The sequence below is a fragment of the Streptomyces sp. NPDC051286 genome, assembly GCF_044455345.1.
Taxonomy (GTDB): domain Bacteria; phylum Actinomycetota; class Actinomycetes; order Streptomycetales; family Streptomycetaceae; genus Streptomyces.
This window is the reverse complement of sequence record NZ_JBITER010000003.1, coordinates 225956-247775: the sequence shown is the minus strand read 5'-3', so window position 1 is coordinate 247775 and position 21820 is coordinate 225956. Positions and strand designations below refer to the sequence as shown.

The following is a 21820-nucleotide window of genomic DNA, read 5'->3' as shown; positions in this document are numbered from 1 at the left end:
CGGAAGCCTCGTCCTAGAGGTCGCACATCGTCCGGACCGCTTCGGCCGACGGACTCAAGAATCTCTCGCGGAGCCACGGGAAGCGATGTCTATCACGCTAGATGGGGATAAATCGGGATCGGTTCCGAACGCTGTACGCAAGTTCGTACGCGGACCGCGCCCCGAATCCGTACCGGCACTCGTCGGCGCCTCCTGCAGCCTCGTCGGTCTCATCGACGTCGCCGCAGGGGTGTTCCCGCGCTTCCGGCACAGCCGGATGCACACACTCGCCGAAGTCCTTCCAGGAGCCCTCGGCCCCTTCGCCGCCGCGCTGTCGCTGAGCGCAGGCGTCCTGCTGCTGCTTCTCGCCCACGGTCTCAAGCGGCGCAAACGGCGGGCCTGGCGCGCCGCCGTGGTCCTGCTGCCGGCAGGCGCGGCAGCGCAGTTCGTCTACCGGCACTCGATCCTCGGCACCCTCGTCTCCCTCACGCTCTGCTGTCTGCTGGTCCGCCACCGGGGTGAATTCGCCGCGCTCCCCGACCCGCGGAGCCGTTGGAGGGCGCTGGCCAACTTTGTTCTTCTCGGAGCGGGTTCGCTCGTCCTGGGGGTGATCATCGTCTCCGTTCACCCCGGCCACGTCGTCGGCAACCCCTCCATCGCCGACCGTCTCCAGCACGTCCTGTACGGGCTGTTCGGCTTCGAGGGCCCCGTCGAGTACGCCGGAGTGACCTCCTGGACCGTGGCCTACTCGCTCGGCGCACTCGGTCTGCTGACCGCCGTCACGACCATCTACCTCGCGTTCCGCCCCGAACATCCGGCCGCCCGGCTCACCGAGGAGGACGAGGTCCGGCTGCGGGCCCTCCTCGACAAGCACGGCCGCCGCGACTCGCTCGGCCACTTCGCGCTCCGCCGCGACAAGGGCGTCGTCTTCTCCCCCAGCGGCAAGGCCGCCGTCTGCTATCGCGTGGTGTCCGGGGTGATGCTGGCCAGCGGCGACCCGATCGGCGACGTGGAGGCCTGGCCGGGCGCCATCGAACGCTTCATGGACGAGGCCAAGGCGCACTCCTGGACCCCCGCGGTGATGGGCTGCAGTGAGACGGGCGGCGAGGTCTGGACCCGCGAGACCGGGCTCGACGCGCTGGAGCTCGGCGACGAGGCGGTGGTGGATGTCGCGGATTTCTCGCTCGCCGGGCGCGCGATGCGCAACGTGCGCCAGATGGTGAAGCGCATTGAGCGGAACGGTTACGAAACCCGTGTCCGGCGCGTCCGCGACATCGGCGAAACCGAGCTCGCCCGCATCCGGCGGGCCGCCGCCGACTGGCGCGGCACCGATACCGAGCGCGGCTTCTCCATGGCGCTCGGCCGGATCGGCGACCCGGCCGACGGCGACTGCGTCATCGCCACCGCCCACAAGGCCGACGAGCACACCGCCGACTCCCCGTACGGCGATCTGAAGGCCGTGCTCCACTTCGTCCCGTGGGGCACGGACGGCATGTCCCTGGAGCTCATGCGCCGCGACCGCGCCGCCGACCCCGGGATGAACGAGCTGCTGATCGTCGCCTCCCTGCACGACGCGCCCCGGCTCGGCATCGAACGTGTCTCGCTGAACTTCGCGATGTTCCGCTCGGCGCTCGCCCGCGGCGAGAAACTGGGCGCGGGCCCGGTGCTGCGGGGCTGGCGCGGGCTCCTGATCTTCCTGTCACGCTGGTTCCAGATCGAGTCGCTCTACAAGTTCAACGCCAAGTTCCAGCCCCGCTGGGAGCCCCGCTTCGTCGTCTACCGCACCAGCCGCGACCTGCCCCGGATCTCGTTCGCCGCGATGCAGGCCGAGGGCTTCGTCAACGTCGGGCTGCCCCGTCCGTTCGCCCGCCGATTCCCGGCCGCCCGGCCCCGGCCCTGCGCACACACACGGGGTCCCGAACCGGAGCGCGGTGCCGGCGCGGCGTAACACCGCTCCGTACGGGCCTACGCTGGTCGCATGAGTACGTTGCGTGGACGAGGCACGGTCCAGGGCCTGCCGGAGTGGGACCGCTGTGCGGTCATGGGTGTCGTGAATGTGACCCCCGACTCCTTCTCCGACGGAGGCCGCTGGTTCGACACCACGGCCGCGATCAAGCACGGCCTCGACCTGGTCGCCGCAGGCGCCGATCTGGTCGATGTCGGCGGCGAGTCGACCCGTCCCGGTGCCAGCCGGGTGGACGAGGCCGAGGAGCTGCGGCGCGTGATCCCGGTCGTCCGGGGGCTGGCCCAGGAAGGCATCACGGTCTCCGTGGACACCATGCGGGCCCGGGTCGCCGAGCAGTCCGTCGCCGCAGGCGCGGCGCTGGTCAACGATGTGAGCGGCGGGCTCGCCGACCCGGACATGATCCCGGTCGTCGCCGCCGCCGGAGCGCCGTTCGTGGTCATGCACTGGCGTGGCTTCAGCGAGTCGATGAACAGCCGTGCGGTGTACGAGGACGTCGTCGCCGAGGTCGTCGCAGAACTGCGGACGCGGATGGACGCGGTGGTCGCGGGCGGTGTCGCCCCCGAACGGATCGTGATCGACCCCGGCCTGGGCTTCGCCAAGGACGCCGCCCACGATCTCTCCCTCGTCGCCCACCTCGACGAACTGCGCGCGCTGGGCCGCCCCCTGCTGGTCGCCGCCTCCCGCAAGCGGTTCCTCGGCCATGTGCTGGCCGGTGAGGGCGCCGCACCGCCACCCGCCCGGGAACGCGACGCGGCCACCGCCGCGATCTCCGCCCTCTCCGCCCAGGCGGGCGCCTGGGCGGTCCGGGTCCACGAGGTCCGGGCGACCGCCGACGCCGTCCGCGTCGCCCGCGCCGTCGAGGGAGCCACGTGAGCGACGACCAGGAACAGGTGGCCGCCGACATCGCAGCGGTCGAACAGGCCAACACCGCCTTCTATGAGGCGATGGAGCGCGGCGACCTGGACGAGCTCTCCGGGCTCTGGCTGCCCGGCGAGAACCTCACGGTCTCCTGCGTCCACCCCGGCTGGCCGGTGCTCAGCGGACGCGGTGAGGTACTGCGCAGTTACGCCCTGATTATGGCGAACACCGAGTACATCCAGTTCTTCCTGACCGATGTCGGGGTCTCGATGACCGGGGACACGGCCCTGGTCACCTGCACCGAGAACATCCTCAGCGGCGGTCCCGCGGAGGACGGCGGCGAGCTCGGACCGCTGGTCGGCCAACTCGTCGTCGCCACCAATGTGTTCCGCCGCACCGAGGACGGCTGGAAGCTCTGGTCCCATCACGGGTCCCCGGTGCTGACCGAGTCCGAGGACGAGGACGAGGACGAGGACGAGGACGAGTCGCCCTCCTGACCCCCTTGCTGGGGGCGCGACCCCGTGCGGATACGCCCCCGGGGGATTGAACTCCGGGCTGCGGGGTAAAGGACGCGCCCACCAGCCCCGCACAGTCCCGTCCATAGCCCCCGCGGGCGAGCACTGTCCCCGCTCGCAGGTAGATTCGAAACAGGGCACCTTGCCGTCCGCACGCGGCCCCGTGTCTCTACGACCAACAAGAGCAGGAGTGATTCGCGTGGATCGTGTCGCGCTGCGCGGCCTCAAGGCCCGTGGGAACCATGGCGTTTTTCCCCGGGAACGGGAAGAGGGCCAGACCTTCATCGTCGACCTGGTTCTCGGCCTCGACACCCGCCCCGCGGCAGCCGAGGACGACCTGACCAAGACCGTGCACTATGGCGTGGTCGCCGAGGAGGTCGTCGACATCGTGCAGGGAGAGCCGGTCGATCTGATCGAGACACTCGCAGAGCGCATCGCCCAGAAGTGCCTGGGGCACGAAGGCGTCGAGGAGGTCGAGGTCGTCGTGCACAAGCCGGATGCGCCGATCACCGTCCCGTTCGACGACGTGACCATCACCATCACCCGGAGCCGAGCATGACAGCATTTTCTACCGCGGGGCAGAGCGACCCGACCGTACAGCCGGTGCCCGCCTCCGTGGTCGAGCAGGTCGACGCGGCGGACATCACCCTCTCCAACCCCAAACCGGCCGTGATCTCGCTCGGCTCCAACCTGGGCAACCGCCTGGAGACCCTGCAGGGCGCCATCGACGCCCTGGAGGACACCCCCGGCCTCCGGGTCAAGGCGGTGTCCCCGGTGTACGAGACGGAGCCGTGGGGTGTCGCCCCCGGCTCCCAGCCGTCGTACTTCAACGCGGTGATCGTCGTGAAGACGACGCTGCCCCCGTCCTCCCTCCTGGAGCGCGGCCAGGCCATCGAGGAGGCCTTCGACCGCGTCCGCGAGGAGCGCTGGGGCCCGCGCACCATCGACGTGGACATCGTGGCGTACGCGGATGTGGTCTCCGACGACCCGGCGCTGACCCTTCCCCACCCCCGGGCCCACGAGCGGGCCTTCGTGCTCGCCCCGTGGTACGACGTCGCCCCCGAGGCGCAGCTGCCCGGCCACGGCCCGGTGGCGGAGCTGCTCGGCACGGTCGGCCGCGACGGCATACGCCCCCGGACCGATCTGGAACTCCGCCTGCCCGAGTAGTCGTTAGGCTCAGGGCAGGTCAGCACAGCACACAGAACAGACAGCCGGAGTGACGGGCGGACGGCCCGGTCGGCCGGCGGCGAAGGGCGGCTTTCTCGGTGAGGCAACTACGGCTCGGAGTACTGGCCGGACTCTTCGCCGTGGCCGGCGTGCTGTCCTGGGGCGGTGCCCGCCTCTGGGACTCCCTCGCGACCCTGCCGAGCGTGCCGATCGCTGCGCCCATCGTGCTCGCGGTGATCGCCGTCATCCTGCTCGCGACGGCGCTCTCCATCCGCTCCCGGCTGCGCGCGCAGCGGGAGCGCCGCCCGGGGGCGAAGGGTGTCGAGCCGCTGATGGCCGCCCGCGCCGTGGTCTTCGGCCAGGCCAGTGCCCTCGTCGTGTCGCTGGTCGCCGGCCTGTACGGCGGCACTGGGGTCTTCCTGCTCGGCTCGCTCGACATTCCGGCCCGCCGCGACCAGGCGATCTACGCCGGCTTCGCGGTGCTGGCCGGGATCGGGGTGGTCGCCGCCGCCTTGTTCCTGGAGCGCGTCTGCAAGCTGCCGGAGGACAAGGACGACGACAAGAGCGCCGCCTCGGCCTGACGCTCCGCCCCCCGCCCGGCCACCGTCACCGCCTCCGGGCCTCAGCTGGCCATGATCAGGCTCATCGCCTCGGCGCGCGTCGCGGGGTCACGGAGCTGGCCGCGTACCGCCGAGGTCAGCGTCTTCGCCCCGGGCTTGCGGATGCCGCGCATCGACATGCACATGTGCTCGCACTCGACGACGACGATGGCTCCGCGCGGCTCCAGGATCCTCATCAACGAGTCGGCGATCTGCGTGGTCAGCCGCTCCTGGACCTGCGGGCGCCGGGCGTAGACGTCGACCAGCCGGGCCAGCTTCGACAGGCCGGTGATCTTGCCGGTGGTCGCCGGGATGTACCCGACATGCGCGACCCCACGAAACGGCACCAGATGGTGCTCGCAGGTCGAGAACACCTCGATGTCCTTGACCAGCACCATCTCGTCGTGGCCGAGGTCGAACGTGGTCGTCAGGACGTCCTCGGGCTGCTGGTGCAGACCCGCGAATATCTCCTTGTACGCCCGCGCCACCCGTCCCGGTGTCTCACGCAGCCCCTCCCGGTCCGGGTCCTCCCCGACGGCGAGGAGAAGCTCACGCACCGCTGCCTCGGCCCGCTTCTCGTCGAACTCACCGATCGAACCCTGGCCGTCCAGCGTCACCGGGTCGGTCATCTGTGCCTCGTTCCTTCAGCTGTCACCTGCGCAGACATTGCGCAGACATACGAAAAGCCGTGCCCCCCAGGCTAAAACCTGGGGGGCACGGCATCCATTCCGGGTCGGTGGACCCCCGTGACAGGGGCCACACCGGGGTCCGCGTCAGCTCTCGGGACGGTCCTCAGGGATCGCCTCGGTGGCCGCGGCGGTGTCCGCCGGGGCCGACCCGTTGGCCGTGGTGACCCCGTTGGTGAGGGCGAGCTCCTTCGGCGAGAGCACCGGCGGCCGCGTCGACGGCGTACGCCGTGCGGAGCCGGTCCACGCCGGGCGGGCCGGACGCTTCACGATTCCGGCGAAGATCTCGGCGATCTCCTCCTTGCCGAGGGTCTCCTTCTCCAGCAGCTGGAGCACCAGGTTGTCGAGAACGTCGCGGTTCTCGACGAGGATCTCCCACGCCTCGTTGTGCGCGGTCTCGATGAGCTTCTTGACCTCTTCGTCGACGAGCGCCGCGACCTCTTCCGAGTAGTCGCGCTGGTGGCCCATCTCCCGGCCCAGGAAGGGCTCGGTGTTGTCGCCGCCGAACTTGATCGCGCCGAGCCGCTCCGTCATGCCGTACTGCGTGACCATCGCGCGGGCCGTGGCACTGGCCTTCTCGATGTCGTTGGCAGCGCCGGTGGTCGGGTCGTGGAAGACCAGCTCCTCGGCCGCGCGCCCGCCCAGCATGTAGGCCAGCTGGTCGAGCATCTCGTTGCGCGTCGTGGAGTACTTGTCCTCCTCCGGCAGCACCATCGTGTAACCGAGGGCGCGGCCGCGGGAGAGGATCGTGATCTTGTGCACCGGGTCCGAGTTGGGGGAAGCCGCCGCGACCAGGGCGTGTCCGCCCTCGTGGTAGGCGGTGATCTTCTTCTCCTTGTCGGACATGATCCGGGTCCGCTTCTGCGGACCCGCCACGACGCGGTCGATCGCCTCGTCCAGCATCTCGTTGTCGATCAGCTTCTGGTTGCTGCGCGCCGTGAGGAGCGCCGCTTCGTTCAGCACGTTCGACAGGTCGGCACCGGTGAAACCGGGCGTACGACGGGCCACGGCGCCGAGATCGACGTCCGGGGCGACCGGCTTGCCCTTCTGGTGCACCTTGAGGATCTCGAGACGGCCCTGCATGTCCGGCCGGTCGACCGCGATCTGCCGGTCGAAGCGGCCCGGGCGCAGCAGCGCCGGGTCGAGGATGTCCGGCCGGTTCGTGGCGGCGATCAGGATGACGCCGCCCTTCACATCGAAGCCGTCCATCTCGACGAGCAGCTGGTTCAGGGTCTGCTCACGCTCGTCGTGACCACCGCCGAGACCCGCACCGCGGTGCCGGCCGACGGCGTCGATCTCGTCGACGAAGACGATCGCCGGGGCGTTCGCCTTGGCCTGCTCGAACAGGTCACGGACCCGGGAGGCACCGACACCGACGAACATCTCGACGAAGTCGGAACCGGAGATCGAGTAGAACGGGACGCCGGCCTCGCCCGCGACGGCGCGTGCGAGCAGCGTCTTGCCCGTACCAGGAGGCCCGTACAGCAGGACGCCCTTGGGAATCTTCGCGCCGACGGCCTGGAACTTCGCCGGCTCCTGGAGGAACTCCTTGATCTCGTGGAGTTCCTCGACGGCCTCGTCGGACCCCGCCACATCGGCGAAGGTCGTCTTCGGGGTGTCCTTGGTGATCAGCTTGGCCTTGGACTTGCCGAACTGCATGACCTTGGAGCCGCCGCCCTGCATCTGATTCATCAGGAACAGGAAGACGACCACGATCAGGACGAAGGGCAGCAGCGAGAGAAGGATCGAGATGAACGGGGACTGCTTCGACGGCGAGACGGTGTAACCCTTCTCGATGTCACCGCTCTCGAACTTCTTCTGCAGCGTGTCGGCGAGCTGGACACCCTGGTCACCGATGTAGCTCGCCTGGAACTTGCTGCCGGACTCGCCCGCGAGTTTCTGGCCGTCCTTCAGCTCGATCTTGAGGATTTGTTCGTCGCCGGTGGTCAGCTTGGCCTGGTCCACCTGGTTCTTGCTGATCGCCTGGATCACCTTGCCGGTGTCCACCGTCTTGTAGCCGCCCGACGAGCCGACGACCTGCATCAACACGACCACGGCGAGGACGGCCAGCACGATCCACATGACCGGCCCACGGAAGTATCGCTTCACGTCCATCCATACGGAGCGAAGTCGCCCCGTCCCTCCTGCCCGTAGGTAAATGCTGCTGTGAGAAAAGACTGTTTCTTCGGACGGTACCCCAGCATTGTCGCCTGTGACCGCCTGGGCCGTCTGTCAAACCCGCCTTCAAAGGCTCCAACGCCGGGAACCCGTCAGGGGTTCCCGGGGGTGCACCCGGGTCGGGTGCGCGGGCCGGAGGCGGGCTGCGGGGCCTTCAGCCGCCGTAGACGTGCGGGGCGAGCGTGCCGACGAAGGGCAGGTTGCGGTACTTCTCCGCGTAGTCCAGCCCGTAGCCGACGACGAACTCGTTGGGGATGTCGAAGCCGACCCACTTGCAGTCGAGCGCGACCTTCGCCGCGTCCGGCTTGCGCAGCAGGGTGCAGATCTCCAGGCTGGCGGGTTCACGCGAGCCCAGGTTCGACATCAGCCAGGACAGGGTCAGGCCCGAGTCGATGATGTCCTCGACGATCAGGACGTGCTTGCCCTTGATGTCGGTGTCCAGGTCCTTGAGGATCCGGACGACACCGGAGGACTGGGTGCCCGCGCCGTACGAGGAGACAGCCATCCAGTCCATCGTGACGGGGGTGGACAGCGCGCGCGCCAGGTCCGCCATCACCATCACGGCGCCCTTGAGGACGCCGACGATGAGCAGGTCCTTGCCCGCGTACTCCGCATCGATCTTCGCGGCCAGCTCGACGAGCTTCGCGTCGATCTCTTCCTTGGTGAGGAGCACCGACTGAAGGTCGGTGCCCATGTCCTTCTCGTTCACCCACGTCTCTTTCTTTGCCTGCCCGGTCCGGGGTGGTGCCCCGGCCGAGCACAGCCGCTCGCCTGCATGTCAGCCGCTTGTGCTTCAGCTCTGCCGAATCACCAGTCTGCCACCCTGCCGCCGGGCTTCGACGCGGCCGGGCAAGTTGATGGCCTGCTGGCCGCGCCAGCCGGTGATCAGACGGTCGACTTCCTCAAGGTGGCGGGCGAAGAGGGAACCGGCCGGAGCGCCTGCCTCCACGGCCGCCCGGCGCAGCACCCGGCGGCGTACGGCGGGGGGCAGCGCGTACAGCTTGGCGCAGTCCAGCTGCCCGGCGTCGTCCCGTACGGCGGAGTCGGCCTCGGCGGCCCAGGTGTCCAGGGCATCGGCGTCGTCGCGGGACAGCTGCGCGGTCCGGGCCAAGGCCTCGACGACGCCTTTGCCGAGGGCCTTCTCCAGGGCGGGCAGGCCCTCGTGGCGCAGCCGGGAGCGGGTGTAGGCGGGGTCGGTGTTGTGCGGGTCGTCCCAGACGGGCAGGGACTGGACCAGGCACGCCTTGCGGGCGGTCTGGCGGTCGAGCTGCAGGAAGGGGCGGCGGTAGCGGCCGGCCGGGCCGGAGGCGGCGGCCATGCCGGAGAGCGAGCGGATACCGGAGCCGCGGGCGAGGCCGAGCAGAACGGTCTCCGCCTGGTCGTCACGGGTGTGGCCGAGCAGGACGGCGGCGGCGCCGTGGCGCTCGGCCGCGGCATCCAGGGCTGCGTAGCGGGCGTCGCGGGCGGCGGCCTCAGGTCCGCCGTCGCGGCCGACCTGCACGGCGACGGCCTCCACCGGGTCGAGGTCCATGGCGGCGAGGCGGGCGACGACCTCGGCGGCGCGGACGTCGGACCCGTCCTGGAGGTTGTGGTCGACGGTGATGCCGCCGGCCCGGACGGCGAGTTTGCGGGCCTCGAAGGCGAGGGCGGAGGCGAGCGCCATGGAGTCGGCGCCGCCGGAGCAGGCCACCAGCACCAGCGGGGCGTCGGGGCGTTCGGGGAGCGCGCGGCGCCGCCTGCCCGGGCCGGCTTCGGCGAGCTCGGGGCGCGGGGCGCGTTCGGTACGTTCGGTACGTTCGGTGAATTCGTTCAGTACGTCGTGGAGTACGCGGCGGACCGCCAGGCGTATCGCCGCGACCGCAGGATGGGGACCCATGTCCGGTGCCCTTCGTGAAGTTTTGGGGGTGCCTCGGAGCGTCGGGACGGGAAGAGTGCCGTCACCCAGAGTGCGTCGATGGTGACAGAGCCAAGCCGTTCATCGAGCATTGCACGCCTTCCCATGCCCCTACGGTCCCTCGGATGGGTGATTACCGGGGCGTACTTCTTCCGGCTTTCCCCGTCGGCCGCCTCATGATCACGACTCTGCCTTACGGTGCACCCTCGCGATCCAGTCCACCGGTTTGGCGATCTCGGCCTTGGTGGGGAGCGTGTTCGGGGAGGTCCAGACCCGGTTGAAGCCGTCCATGCCGACCTCGTCGACGACGGCGCGCACGAACCGCTCGCCGTCCCGGTACTGGCGCAGTTTGGCATCGAGGCCGAGGAGCTTGCGCAACGCCTGGTCGAGGCGGCTGGCGCCGCGCGCCCGGCGCTGCTGGAACTTCTCCCGGATCTCTGCGACGGAGGAGACGACCTCCGGGCCGACACCGTCCATCACGTAGTCGGCGTGTCCTTCGAGCAGGGACATCACGGCGGTGAGCCGGCCGAGGATCTCGCGCTGGGCGGGCGTCTGGACGATCTCGACGAAACTGCGGCCGCCGTCCTCGCCCTCCTCGCCCTCGGGCGTGCTGCCGGCGAGCGACTGGGCAGCCTCGCGGAGCCGTTCCAGCACGGTCATGGGGTCGACGTCGGTCTCGTCGAGAAACGACTGGATTTCGCCCTGCAGATGGTCGCGGAGCCAGGGGACACCGGTGAACTGGGTGCGGTGGGTCTCCTCGTGGAGCGCGACCCAGAGCCGGAAGTCGTGCGGGTCGACGTCGAGTTCGCGCTCGACGTGGACGACGTTCGGGGCGACGAGCAGCAGTCTGCCGCCGCCGCTGAGGGAGGCCGGGAGTTCACGGCTCGCGGGGGCGAACGTCTCGTACTGTCCGAGGACCCGGGAGGCCAGGAACGACAGCAGCATGCCCAGCTCGACGCCGGTCACCTTGGAGCCGACCGCGCCGAGCACGGCACCGCCGGGGCTGCTGGAGCGCCGGTTCTCCATTTTCGCCAGGAGCGGGCGAAGCAGTTCGCGGAAGCCCGCGACGTTCGCCCTGATCCAGCCGGCCCGGTCGACGACCAGGACCGGGGTGTCCTCCGGTTCGGCCCCCTCCGGGATCATCCGGGTGAAGGAACGGACGTGCTCCTCCGACGCCTTGGCATGTCTGCGGAGCTCTGCGACGACCTCGCGGGCCTCCTCGCGGCTGATGTCGGGTCCCGGCCGCACGAGCCGGGTCGCGGTCGCGACCGCGAGATTCCAGTCGACCATCTCGGCACCACCGATGCTCGTCATGCGTCAACCGTACGTGCTCGGGTCCGTCCGCGGTGTGCTGTCGACCGGCTCACCGGGTACGGACGACGAGGCTCGTGGCGAGAGCGTCGAGGGCGGACTGGGCCTCGGACGGTGACGTCGTACCGGACGCCAGGAAGGCGAAGGCGAGCAGCCGACCCTGTGCATCCACGACCGTCCCGGCGAGGGTGTTCACCCCGGTGAGGGTGCCGGTCTTGGCGCGGATCAGTCCGGTGCCGCGCGAGGTCGAGGTGTACCGGTTGCCGAGCGTGCCGGTGAAACCGGCCACCGGGAGGCCGGTCAGGACGGGGCGCAGCTCGGGGTGGCCGGGTTCGGCGGCGCGGGCGAGGAGGCCCGCCAGCAGCCCGGCGGTGACCTTGTCCTTGCGGTTCAGCCCGCTGCCGTCGGCGAAGTTCGCGCCGGCCAGCGGCAGGTGCAGCTTCTTCAGCCGGGCGGTGACGGCCCGTCGGCCGCCGTCGAAGTCGGCCGGTTCGCCGTCGGCCAGGGCGGTCTGCCGGGCCAAGGCCTCGGCGATGTCGTTGTCGCTGTTGGTCAGGGCCCGCTCGACCAGGGCGGACAGCGGGGCGGAGAGATGCTTGGCGACCGGCCGGGACGCGGCGGCGGCGCGGCCCCGCGCGGGGGCGGACCCGGTGCCGATACCGGCGTCGTTCAGGAGTCCGGCGAAGGTGCGGGCGGCGTCACCGGCCGGGTCGCCGCTGCGCGGGGCGGGCCCGCTGTCCGTCCGGTCGAGCCGCCCCTCGTCCAGCATCAGGGCGCTGACCGGGGCGATGTTCTCGTTGGGGCCGATCGGGTGCCGGGCGGGGCCGGAGTACCGGGAGGTGTCGTACCGGAGCCGGACGGAGTCGACGTCGCGGTCGCGCAGGGCTCGTACGGTCCCGGCGGCCAGTTCGCGCAGCGCCGCCTTGTCGAGGGTGGGGTCGCCGCCGCCCACGAGGGTGAGGGTGCGGGAGTCCGGGGATGCCCGGACGGTCGTGGCGATGCGATGGTCGGGGCCGAGGGCGGAGAGTGCGGCGACGGCGGTGGCGATCTTGACGGTGGAGGCGGGCGTCATCGCGGTGTCGGCGCCCTTCCCGTACAGCCGCTTGCCAGTGGCCGTGTCGATGACGACGGCGGTGCGGGCGGTGCCGAGCGCGGAGGAGTCCAGCAGCTTGTCGAGGGTGCTGCGGAGAGCGGCCGCCGCTCCGTCCGGGGCGGCCGTGTCGACCCGGGTGCCGAGGGCCGCGAGGACGGCCGGGGCACTGGGAGCGGGGTCCGGCGTGGCGGGCGCGGCGGATGCGGCGGGTTCGTGATGTGCGCCACCTGTGCGGTCCCGGGCGGCTGCCCACTGCCGCTCGGCCTTACGCTGGCCCGAGTCCCAGGGACCGGCGGCGAGGACGGCGCCGGCCGCGAGCGCCAGGCCGAGGACGGCGGAGCCTGCCGTGAACTGCCAGTTGCTCCATCCGTTCACCTTGTTCAGGCAGCCCGCCACGGTCGGCCTGCGCAACGCGTTCAACGGGTTGATCGACGGTCTTTTCACCGGCTCGGCCACCGTTGACCAGCCCCTTTCGCGAGCACACATCTCCGTGGGGGACACTTAATCACCAGTCGTATGTGTTGATCATGGAGGAGCCACCCGTGGAGTTCGACGTCACCATCGAGATCCCGAAGGGTTCGCGGAACAAGTACGAGGTGGACCACGAGACCGGTCGGATCCGCCTGGACCGTCGACTCTTCACCTCGACCAGCTACCCGGCGGACTACGGCTTCGTCGAGAACACCCTCGGCGAGGACGGCGACCCGCTGGACGCGCTGGTCATCCTGGACGAGCCGACCTTCCCCGGCTGCCTCATCAAGTGCCGCGCCATCGGCATGTTCCGCATGACGGACGAGGCCGGCGGCGACGACAAGCTGCTGTGCGTCCCGGCCTCCGACCCGCGGGTGGAGCACCTGCGCGACATCCACCACGTGTCGGAGTTCGACCGCCTGGAGATCCAGCACTTCTTCGAGGTCTACAAGGACCTGGAGCCCGGCAAGTCCGTCGAGGGTGCCGACTGGGTCGGCCGCGCCGAGGCCGAGGCCGAGATCGAGGCCTCCTACAAGCGCCTCGAGGCGCAGGGCGGCAAGCACTGACACTGCGGTGTCCCTGACCGCCGCACAGGCGTGATCCCGGTTCCGCTTACGGTCTGCCCCGCGACAGGGGGCCCACTTCCTGTCGCGGGGCAGACCGTTACGGTTCCCGCTGCGGTTCCGTGAAGAGTTCGGCGCAAGGAACGGGCGGTACACCGTTCCTGAGCAGTGCGCAGGAGTGAGTCCTGCGCACTGGCACGCCCCGAACGGTCTTGGGCGCACTGGTCGTCCGCTTTCGCAACCGGACGGCGACACGGATCCTGTCCGTGGTCCGAGCCGGAAGGGCGGAGTCCCTCACGACCTGGCCATACGGACGCGGCCAGAGGCGACGGAGAGGCCCTGAACCATCACGCTGGTGGAGCACGGACCCCGCACGCCGGCACCGCACCCGGCCGTCCCAGATCGCACGGCGACGCTACCCCGGCCGCCCCAGCGCCTCGCAAGCCCGGAAGCCCGGAAGCCGACCATCACACGATCGAGTGAGATCGACCTCGTGCGCTCTCCTTGGCGAGCAGTTACCAACCCCTCACCGGTGTGCCGCCCGTTTCGCATATGCGCCCATGACCGTGTCCATACTGGGGCAGGAGCGCAACCCAAGACGCGCAGCCAAGAAGGAGCGAGGTCCAGTGGTGGCGGAACCGGGCGGTCCCGAGGATCAGAAGCCCCAGTCCGACGAGGCGCGCAGCGCCTTTGTCCCGCCGGCCGGGGTCGGGCGCCCCGCAGCGCCGCCCGAGGACGACCACCCCACCTCGGAGTTCGCCCTCCCGGCCGGTCTGACGACCGAACCGCAGGGGTCCGGATCCGGCCCGGGACCGGGTTCCGCTTCTGGCTCCGGACCGGGTTCCGGTTCCGGTTCGGACACGATCGGTTCGGCCTTCGCCCCGCCGAGCACGTACAGCGCCAGCCAGTCGCCGCCCGCCTTCACTCCCGCGCACGGCATGCCGATGATCCGGCTGACCAAGGAAGCTCCTTGGCAGGACCGGATGCGCACGATGCTGCGGATGCCGGTCGCCGAGCGGCCGGCCGCCGAGCCGGCGCAGAAGCCCGACGACACGGGACCCGCGGTGCCGCGCGTGCTCGACCTGACGCTGCGTATCGGGGAGTTGCTGCTCGCGGGTGGTGAGGGCGCGGAGGACGTCGAGGCCGCGATGTTCGCGGTGACCCGCTCGTACGGTCTCGACCGGTGCGAGCCGACGGTCACCTTCACCCTGCTGTCGATCTCGCACCAGCCGTCGCTGGTCGACGACCCGGTGACGGCGAGCCGTACCGTACGCCGCCGCGGCACCGACTACACCCGGCTGGCCGCCGTCTTCCGGCTCATCGACGACATCACCCACGAGGACGTCGAGGTCTCCCTGGAGGAGGCGTACCGGCGGCTCGCCGAGATCCGCCGCAACCGGCACCCCTACCCCGGCTGGGTGCTGACACTGGCCGCCGGCGGGCTGGCGGGTGCGGCATCGGTGCTGGTCGGCGGCAACGAACTGGTCTTCGTGGTGGCGGCTGTCGGCGCGATGCTCGGCGACCGGCTCGCCTGGTTCTGCGCCGGGCGCGGGCTGCCGGAGTTCTACCAGTTCGTGGTGGCGGCGATGCCCCCGGCCGCGATGGGGGTCGCGCTGACCCTCACCCACTCGACGGACATCCAGCCGTCCGCCGTCATCACCGGTGGGCTGTTCGCGCTGCTGCCGGGGCGGGCCCTGGTGGCGGGCGTCCAGGACGGCCTGACCGGCTTCTACATCACCGCGGCGGCCCGGCTCCTCGAAGTCATGTACCTCTTCATCGGCATCGTCACCGGGGTGCTGCTGGTCCTGTATCTGGGAGTGCAGCTGGGCGCCCAGCTCAATCCGGAGACACGGTTCGTGGCCCACGACCGGCCGGTGGTGCAGATCCTGGCGTCGATGGCCCTCTGCTTCGCCTTCGCGATCCTGTTGCAGCAGGAGCGGTCCACGGTGCTCGCGGTGACCCTGAACGGCGGTGTGGCGTGGGTGATCTACGGGGCGATGGCCCGGACCGGGGGTATCTCGCCGGTGGCGGCCACGGCGGTGGCCGCCGGGCTGGTGGGGCTGTTCGGGCAGCTGCTCTCGCGGTACCGGTACACCTCGTCGCTGCCCTTCATCACGGCCGCGATCGGTCCGCTGCTGCCGGGTTCGGCGACGTACTTCGGTCTGCTGGGTGTCGCGCAGAACGATCTGGTCCGGGGGCTCGCCTCGCTGTCGACCGCGGTGGCGACGGCGCTGGCCATCGCGATCGGGGTGAATCTGGGAAGCGAGATCTCCCGGCTGTTCATGCGGGTGCCCGGAGCGGTCGGCGGGGCGAACCGCCGCGCGGCCAAGCGGACGCGCGGCTTCTGACCCGGGTACGGGACAGCCCTTACGGCCTCCCTGTCGCGGGGGAGGCCGTAAGCGGTCAGCGCTTGGCGTGGCGGCCGCGCTGGCCCGCGGAGGGGGCGCCACCGCCGACGATCGGGCCCCGGCCTGCGCCGCCCCCGGCGGCCTCTTCCTTCTTCGACTTGCTGCGGGCGCGCAGGAACTCGACAGCGATCGGCACCACCGAGATCAGCACGATCAGGATGAGCATCGCCTCGATGTTCTTGCGGACGAACTCGATCTGCCCGAGCCCGGCACCGAGCAGGGTGACCCCGACACCCCAGAGCACACCGCCGATGATGTTGAACGTGATGAACGAGCGGTAGTTCATCCGGCTCACGCCGGCGATGATCGGCGTGAACGTACGCACGACAGGCACGAAGCGGGCCAGGATCAGCGACTTCGGCCCGTACTTCTCGAAGAACTCGTGGGCCTTCTCGACGTTCTCCTGCTTGAAGAGGCGGGAGTCGGGGCGCTTGAAGAGCGAAGGCCCGACCTTGCGGCCGAAGAGATAGCCCACCTGGTCGCCGATGATCGCCGCCAGCGCCACCAGGACGCAGACCAGCCACAGCGGGGTGTGCAGCTTGTCCGTCGTCACCAGCAGACCCGTGGTGAACAGCAGGGAGTCGCCGGGCAGGAAGAAGCCGATCAACAGCCCGGACTCGGCGAAGACGACGACCAGCACACCGAGCAGTCCGAACTGCCCGATGAGATAGTCCGGGTCCAGCCAGCTCGGTCCGAGCGCAAGCGTATTCAAGGGTCCGGGCTCCAGGATCGGTCGATGGCAGGTGCGTGGCCGCCCAAAGCTATCAACGCCGGAAGACAGTCCCGGGTTCCAGTGGACCGCGCGGGGATGAAAAGCTGCCGCCCAGGAGGTGCCACACGATGAGCATTGAGGATTATGGCGGCGGGCAGACGGCACAGTCCGATGTCCTGGTCGTCACCACGAACGACATCCCCGGGTATCGGGTGACCCAGGTGATCGGTGAGGTGTTCGGTCTGACGGTGCGCTCGCGTCACCTCGGCAGCCAGATCGGCGCCGGGCTGAAGTCGATGATCGGCGGCGAGCTGAAGGGGCTGACCAAGACCCTCGTCCAGACCCGCAATCAGGCCATGGAGCGGCTTGTCGAGCAGGCGAAGGCGCGCGGCGCCAACGCGGTGCTGATGATGCGGTTCGATGTGACGGAGGCGGCCGACGTGGGCACGGAGGTCTGCGCGTACGGCACGGCGGCCGTCATCGAGAAGGCCTGACCGCCCCGACAGGCACCGACGGGGGCCGAGGCGCTCTCGGCCCCCGTACCTGGAGTTACGGCCTGGTGCACGATAGCGAGCGGGCTCCCGGCGTCATGCGACTCCGCCTCCGGCGTTGTCGTCGGTCGACGACTCCCCCATAGCCCTAAGGCATGGGGGACCCTCTTCGCGTCGCCTCTCTCCTCCGCCTTGGATTCGAAGCCGCATGACGCCGCTCGCTGATCCACTTTCTATCGTGCACCAGGCCGTTACGCCCGGCGCTCCGCATTGGCATTGATCGCATCCCGCAGGTGTTCGGCCAGGCCGGGCCCGATCGACTCGTAGTAGGCGCGGAACTGCGGGTCGCTGACGTACATCTCGCCGAGCCCACGGTGGATCTCGTAGGTGCACTCGTAGAACCATGTGGAGATGTGGAGCCGGTGTGCCTCGGCGAGCTCCATCGCCCGCTCCCCGGTGGCGGGTTCGCCCGCCTCCATCACCGCGGTGTACGCCTCGCTCCACTCGGCGATCTCGGCCTGCATCCGCTTCCAGTCGTCCTTGGTGTAGCGGGCCGCCCGGCGCTGTGACTCCGCGTACGTGGCGGTGGAGCCCCAACGGCGCTCCGCCTCCTCCGCGTGCTCCTCCGGGTCCTTGTCCCCGAAGACCTCGAACTTCTCCTCGGGCGTGAGATTGATACCCATCTTCCGTGCCTCCATGGCTGTTTCGACGGCGGCGGCCATCTTCTGGAGTTCGGCGATCCGGTCGGACAGCAACGCGTGCTGGCGGCGCAGGTGGTCCTGGGGATCCGCTGCCGGGTCGTCGAGCAGCACCGCGATCTCTTCGAGCGGGAAGCCGAGTTCCCGGTAGAACAGGATCTGCTGCAGCCGGTCGAGGTCGGCGTCGCCGTAACGCCGGTGACCCACGGGGCTGCGCCCGCTGGGCGACAGCAGTCCGATCCCGTCGTAGTGGTGCAGGGTGCGCACCGTGACTCCGGCGAACCCGGCGACCTGTCCCACGGAAAAGTCCACGGCTCTCCGCTCCCTTCCGCTTTCGCTCTGTACGTCGGTGCGTCGGTACGGACCCGAGCCTGAGTCCTGACGCGACGTGAGGTGCAAGCCCGAATTGCCCTCACACCCCGACGCAATGGGCAGGTTATGCGGCTTTTGCATCGTTATCGTGACCCGATGGCCTCCGACTCCGTCGCTCTCGCCCGGACCACCCCGGCGCGCCGGCTGCTGCTCCTCATCGTGCCCGCCCTGGTCGTCGGTATGGCCTCGGCCCTGGTCCTGCTCGCCGTCAGCCTGCTCGCCGAGCAACTCCAGGACGTGCTCTGGAAGACGCTCCCGGACGCGCTCTCCATCGGCCGCTACTCCTCGCCGTGGATGATCGTGATGCTCACCGCGACCGGCCTTGCCGTCGGGCTGGTCGTCCGCACGGTGCACGGGCACGCAGGCCCCGACCCGGCCACCACCGGGCTGGTCGATCCCCCCCTGCCTCCGGACGTCATCCCCGGACTGCTGGTCGTGACGGTGCTGGGGCTGGCGGGCGGGGTCAGCCTGGGGCCCGAGAGCCCGATCACCGCCGCCAATATCGCGCTCGCCTTCTGGCTGGGCCGCCGGGCCGCCCCGGACAATACGGCCGGCCTCTGGATCGCGCTCGCCTCGGCCGGGACGATCGGCGCCCTCTTCGGCACCCCGGTCGCCGCGGCCCTGATCGTCGCCGAGTCGTTCACGACGGGCGGCGGACCGGCTGCGCTCTGGGACCGGCTCTTCGCCCCGCTCGCGGCGGGCGCCGCCGGGGCGCTCACCATGACACTGCTGGCCCATCCCAGTTTCGACCTGTCGCTGCCGCCGTACCCGGGAGCGCACTGGGGCGATCTGCTCTCGTCGACCGTGATCGCCTCGGCGGGGGCGGTGCTCGGTCTGGCGGCGGTGTACGCGGTTCCGCACGCGCACCGGGCGTTCCGCGCGCTGCGGCATCCGGTCCCGATGCTGACCGCCGGTGGTCTGCTGCTCGGGCTGCTCGGCGCGCTCGGCGGGCATCTCACCCTCTTCAAGGGGCTGGACGAGGTGAAGGAGCTCAGCGCCGATCCGAGCGGCTGGTCGGCCGGGCAGTTCGCCGCCATGGCCGTGGTGAAGACCGCCGCCCTGGTGATCGCCACGACCTGTGGCTTCCGGGGCGGGCGGATCTTCCCGTCCGTCTTCGTGGGCGTCGCGCTCGGCATGTGCGCCCATGCGCTGGTCGACACGGTGCCGTTGGCCCTCGCGGTGCCGAGCGCGGTGCTGGGGGTCCTGCTGGCCGTCACCCGGCAGGGCTGGCTGAGCCTGTTCACGGCGGCGGTGCTGGTCAGTGACTCGGGAGTGCTGCCGCTGCTCTGCGTCGCCTCCCTGCCGGCCTGGCTGTTGGTGACCGGACGGCCGCAGATGCAGCTGCACGCGGACGGCACACCGCTGAAATGAGCCCGAGCGGCCTCCTGGTCCGGGCTCCGACCCCACCCCGCCGCTCGACGCGCCGGATGCCCCTGCTTTCCGTATCGTCGCATCCGCATGGATACATATGGATACATCCCTTAAGGCCTTATCGGAGGTTTCCGCAATGCCCACGCCCGTCAACGTCGCCGTCATCTACTACTCCTCGACCGGCACCGTCGCCACGATGGCCAAGGCCATCGCGCAGGACGCCGAGAAGTCCGGAGCGGAAGTACGGCTGCGCAAGGCCCGTGAGCTCGCCCCGCAGGCGGCCATCGACTCCAAACCGGCCTGGGCCGCCAACGCGAAAGCGACCGCGGACATCGCCGAGGCGTCGAAGGACGACATGATCTGGGCGGACGCCGTGATCTTCGGTACGCCGACCCGGTTCGGCAATGTCACCGCCCAGCTCAAGCAGTTCATCGACACCCTCGGCGGCCTCTGGCAGGCGGGCCGGCTCGCCGACAAGGTCTACAGCGGCTTCACCTCCACCAGCACCGCGCACGGCGGCCAGGAGTCCACGCTGCTCGCGCTCTACCACACGATCCACCACTTCGGCGGCATCCTCGTCGCCCCCGGCTATACGGACCCGTCGAAGTTCGTCGACGGCAATCCGTACGGCACCTCTCACGTCGCGGGGCAGGGAGACATCCCGGTCGGTGAGCAGACGCTGACCGCCGCCCGGGTGCAGGCCGAACGGGTCGTGAAGTTCACCCGGGCCATCAAGGACGGCCTCGCAGCCGCGAGCTGACCGAGCACCGATGAGTGCCGTGACCGGCAATGTCCGCCCCATGAGGAGCGGCGCGACGGGGCAGAGCTTGCCGGGAGGGGCACCAGACCGCCGTCAGAGCCACCACCAGCCGAGAAGGGCTGTCCGCCAATGCCTCTCCATCAGGGTTCGAACCACGTCAGGGGGCCGTCCGAGAAGCGCCGCAGGCTCGCCCTCAACCCCTTTTTCGGGGAGGCGGACCCGACTGCGACTATGACGTCCGCGCCCCCCAGGCATCAACTGCCCGACGGACCGCTGCCGCCCTCCACCGCGCGCGGACTCGTCCATGACGAGCTGATGCTCGACGGCAACGCCCGGCTCAATCTCGCCACTTTCGTCACCACCTGGATGGAGCCCGAGGCCGACTCACTGATGGGCGAGTGCCGGGACAAGAACATGATCGACAAGGATGAGTACCCGCGCACCGCCGAGCTGGAACGGCGCTGTGTGTCGATGCTCGCCAACCTGTGGAACGCCCCCGACCCGTCGGCGGCCGTGGGATGTTCGACCACCGGATCCAGCGAGGCCTGCATGCTCGCCGGCCTGGCGCTCAAACGACGCTGGGCGGCCAGGAACGCCGACCGCTACCCGGCGACCGCACGACCCAATCTGGTCATGGGCATCAATGTGCAGATCTGCTGGGACAAATTCTGCAACTTCTGGGAGGTCGAGGCCCGGCAGGTCCCGATGGAGGGCAGCCGCTTCCATCTCGACCCGCAGGCCGCCGCCGATCTCTGCGACGAGAACACCATCGGTGTCGTCGGGATCCTGGGCTCCACCTTCGACGGTTCGTACGAGCCCATCGCCGAACTGTGCGCCGCCCTGGACGCGCTGCAGGAGCGCACCGGGCTCGACATCCCCGTCCATGTCGACGGTGCGTCCGGGGCGATGGTGGCACCGTTCCTGGACGAAGACCTGGTGTGGGACTTCCGGCTTCCCCGGGTGTCGTCCATCAACACTTCCGGGCACAAGTACGGCCTGGTCTACCCGGGCGTCGGCTGGGTGCTGTGGCGCTCGCCCGCCGAACTTCCCGAGGAACTCGTCTTCCGGGTCAACTACCTGGGCGGCGACATGCCGACCTTCGCACTGAACTTCTCCCGGCCCGGCGCCCAGGTGGTGGCTCAGTACTACACGTTCCTGCGGCTGGGGCGGGAGGGCTACCGGGCCGTTCAGCAGGCGTCCCGTGATGTGGCGAGCACACTCGCCGCCCAGATCGAGAACCTGGGCGACTTCCACCTCCTCACCCGGGGGGACGAGTTGCCCGTCTTCGCGCTGACGACCGCGCCCGATATGCGGGCGTACGACGTCTTCGACGTGTCACGCCGGCTGCGCGAGCACGGCTGGCTGGTGCCCGCGTACACCTTCCCCGCCAACCGGCAGGACCTGTCGGTGCTCCGGGTGGTGTGCCGCAACGGTTTCTCCTCGGACCTCGCGGAACTGCTCATGGAGGACCTGCGCCTGCTCCTGCCCGACCTGCGCTCCCAGCGGCATCCGTTGAGCCAGGACCGGGACGTCCAGACGGCGTTCCATCACTGAGTCAGGGGCGGGGGTTCTACCGGCCTAGGAGGGCACTGAAGATCTTGGCCGGGCTCCCGGAGTCTTGCACGCACATCTGCGGCGTTGCCAAAGCGGCCTGATGGCTCCGCTATGAGGCCGCTTCGGCGCCTTGCAGCCGCACGCACCAGACGCCGCTCGCTGATCCGGCCAAGA

The 21820-nt window shown here is 70.0% G+C and carries 20 protein-coding genes; 12 read left to right on the top strand and 8 right to left on the bottom strand.

The window, feature by feature from the left end; all coding sequences use genetic code 11:
- Positions 1-85: 85 nt before the first annotated feature.
- The 6 genes from ACIBB8_RS05730 to ACIBB8_RS05705 all read left to right on the top strand — a co-directional run bounded on the left by ACIBB8_RS05730 (position 86) and on the right by ACIBB8_RS05705 (position 5066).
- On the top strand, positions 86-1927 hold the full coding sequence (locus ACIBB8_RS05730) for a phosphatidylglycerol lysyltransferase domain-containing protein (protein ID WP_398949157.1): 1842 nt from the start codon (positions 86-88) through the stop codon (positions 1925-1927).
- 93 nt (positions 1928-2020) lie between these two features.
- Positions 2021-2818, top strand: coding sequence for a dihydropteroate synthase (gene folP / locus ACIBB8_RS05725; RefSeq protein ID WP_398949218.1), 798 nt, complete (start codon positions 2021-2023; stop codon positions 2816-2818).
- Positions 2815-3300, top strand: coding sequence for a nuclear transport factor 2 family protein (locus ACIBB8_RS05720; protein ID WP_398949156.1), 486 nt, complete (start codon positions 2815-2817; stop codon positions 3298-3300). Before folP ends, ACIBB8_RS05720 begins: the two co-directional genes overlap by 4 nt.
- Positions 3301-3517: 217 nt before the next feature.
- The gene (gene folB / locus ACIBB8_RS05715; protein WP_366689384.1) at positions 3518-3877 is read left to right on the top strand and encodes a dihydroneopterin aldolase; all 360 of its coding nucleotides are present in this window, start codon (positions 3518-3520) and stop codon (positions 3875-3877) included.
- Positions 3874-4485, top strand: coding sequence for a 2-amino-4-hydroxy-6-hydroxymethyldihydropteridine diphosphokinase (gene folK / locus ACIBB8_RS05710; protein WP_398949155.1), 612 nt, complete (start codon positions 3874-3876; stop codon positions 4483-4485). Before folB ends, folK begins: the two co-directional genes overlap by 4 nt.
- A 98-nt stretch (positions 4486-4583) precedes the next feature.
- Positions 4584-5066: a DUF3180 domain-containing protein gene (locus ACIBB8_RS05705; protein ID WP_398949154.1), complete on the top strand. Its 483-nt coding sequence runs from the start codon at positions 4584-4586 to the stop codon at positions 5064-5066.
- 41 nt (positions 5067-5107) lie between these two features.
- On the opposite strand, the gene folE is transcribed toward ACIBB8_RS05705, so the two are convergent.
- The 6 genes from folE to dacB all read right to left on the bottom strand — a co-directional run bounded on the left by folE (position 5108) and on the right by dacB (position 12702).
- Positions 5108-5713, bottom strand: coding sequence for a GTP cyclohydrolase I FolE (gene folE / locus ACIBB8_RS05700; protein WP_398949152.1), 606 nt, complete (start codon positions 5711-5713; stop codon positions 5108-5110).
- A gap of 144 nt (positions 5714-5857) precedes the next feature.
- Positions 5858-7885: an ATP-dependent zinc metalloprotease FtsH gene (gene ftsH / locus ACIBB8_RS05695; protein ID WP_398949151.1), complete on the bottom strand. Its 2028-nt coding sequence runs from the start codon at positions 7883-7885 to the stop codon at positions 5858-5860.
- A 217-nt stretch (positions 7886-8102) separates the two neighbouring features.
- Entirely contained in the window at positions 8103-8642 is a 540-nt protein-coding gene (gene hpt, locus ACIBB8_RS05690; protein WP_072487175.1) for a hypoxanthine phosphoribosyltransferase, read from the bottom strand.
- A 99-nt stretch (positions 8643-8741) separates the two neighbouring features.
- Positions 8742-9824, bottom strand: coding sequence for a tRNA lysidine(34) synthetase TilS (tilS, locus tag ACIBB8_RS05685; protein WP_398949150.1), 1083 nt, complete (start codon positions 9822-9824; stop codon positions 8742-8744).
- 198 nt (positions 9825-10022) lie between these two features.
- Positions 10023-11156, bottom strand: coding sequence for a zinc-dependent metalloprotease (locus ACIBB8_RS05680; protein ID WP_398949149.1), 1134 nt, complete (start codon positions 11154-11156; stop codon positions 10023-10025).
- A 49-nt stretch (positions 11157-11205) separates the two neighbouring features.
- Entirely contained in the window at positions 11206-12702 is a 1497-nt protein-coding gene (dacB, locus tag ACIBB8_RS05675; protein WP_398949148.1) for a D-alanyl-D-alanine carboxypeptidase/D-alanyl-D-alanine-endopeptidase, read from the bottom strand.
- A gap of 86 nt (positions 12703-12788) precedes the next feature.
- On the opposite strand from dacB, the gene ACIBB8_RS05670 reads away from it, so the two are divergent.
- Positions 12789-13283 carry an inorganic diphosphatase gene (locus ACIBB8_RS05670; protein ID WP_037691000.1) on the top strand — a complete coding sequence of 165 codons (495 nt, stop codon included), beginning with the start codon at positions 12789-12791 and terminating at the stop codon, positions 13281-13283.
- A gap of 623 nt (positions 13284-13906) precedes the next feature.
- Positions 13907-15628 (top strand): threonine/serine exporter family protein, encoded by a 1722-nt coding sequence (locus ACIBB8_RS05665; RefSeq protein ID WP_398949147.1) that lies wholly within the window; start codon positions 13907-13909, stop codon positions 15626-15628.
- 55 nt (positions 15629-15683) lie between these two features.
- Here the strand turns inward: ACIBB8_RS05665 and ACIBB8_RS05660 are convergent, their stop codons facing one another.
- A complete protein-coding gene (locus ACIBB8_RS05660; protein ID WP_398949146.1) occupies positions 15684-16400 on the bottom strand; it encodes a DedA family protein in 717 nt (238 codons plus the stop codon).
- Between the two features lie 128 nt (positions 16401-16528).
- On the opposite strand from ACIBB8_RS05660, the gene ACIBB8_RS05655 reads away from it, so the two are divergent.
- Complete coding sequence (locus ACIBB8_RS05655; protein WP_398949145.1) at positions 16529-16894, top strand: YbjQ family protein; 366 nt, start codon at positions 16529-16531, stop codon at positions 16892-16894.
- Positions 16895-17142: 248 nt separating this feature from the next.
- Here the strand turns inward: ACIBB8_RS05655 and ACIBB8_RS05650 are convergent, their stop codons facing one another.
- Positions 17143-17901, bottom strand: coding sequence for a MerR family transcriptional regulator (locus ACIBB8_RS05650; protein WP_398949144.1), 759 nt, complete (start codon positions 17899-17901; stop codon positions 17143-17145).
- Positions 17902-18057: 156 nt separating this feature from the next.
- Here ACIBB8_RS05650 and ACIBB8_RS05645 point away from each other — a divergent pair, with 156 nt between their 5' ends.
- The 3 genes from ACIBB8_RS05645 to ACIBB8_RS05635 all read left to right on the top strand — a co-directional run bounded on the left by ACIBB8_RS05645 (position 18058) and on the right by ACIBB8_RS05635 (position 21646).
- Positions 18058-19332 carry an ion channel protein gene (locus tag ACIBB8_RS05645; RefSeq protein WP_398949142.1) on the top strand — a complete coding sequence of 425 codons (1275 nt, stop codon included), beginning with the start codon at positions 18058-18060 and terminating at the stop codon, positions 19330-19332.
- A gap of 136 nt (positions 19333-19468) precedes the next feature.
- Positions 19469-20092, top strand: coding sequence for an NAD(P)H:quinone oxidoreductase (wrbA, locus tag ACIBB8_RS05640; protein ID WP_398949141.1), 624 nt, complete (start codon positions 19469-19471; stop codon positions 20090-20092).
- A 129-nt stretch (positions 20093-20221) separates the two neighbouring features.
- Entirely contained in the window at positions 20222-21646 is a 1425-nt protein-coding gene (locus ACIBB8_RS05635; RefSeq protein WP_398949140.1) for a glutamate decarboxylase, read from the top strand.
- The last annotated feature ends 174 nt before the right edge of the window (positions 21647-21820 follow it).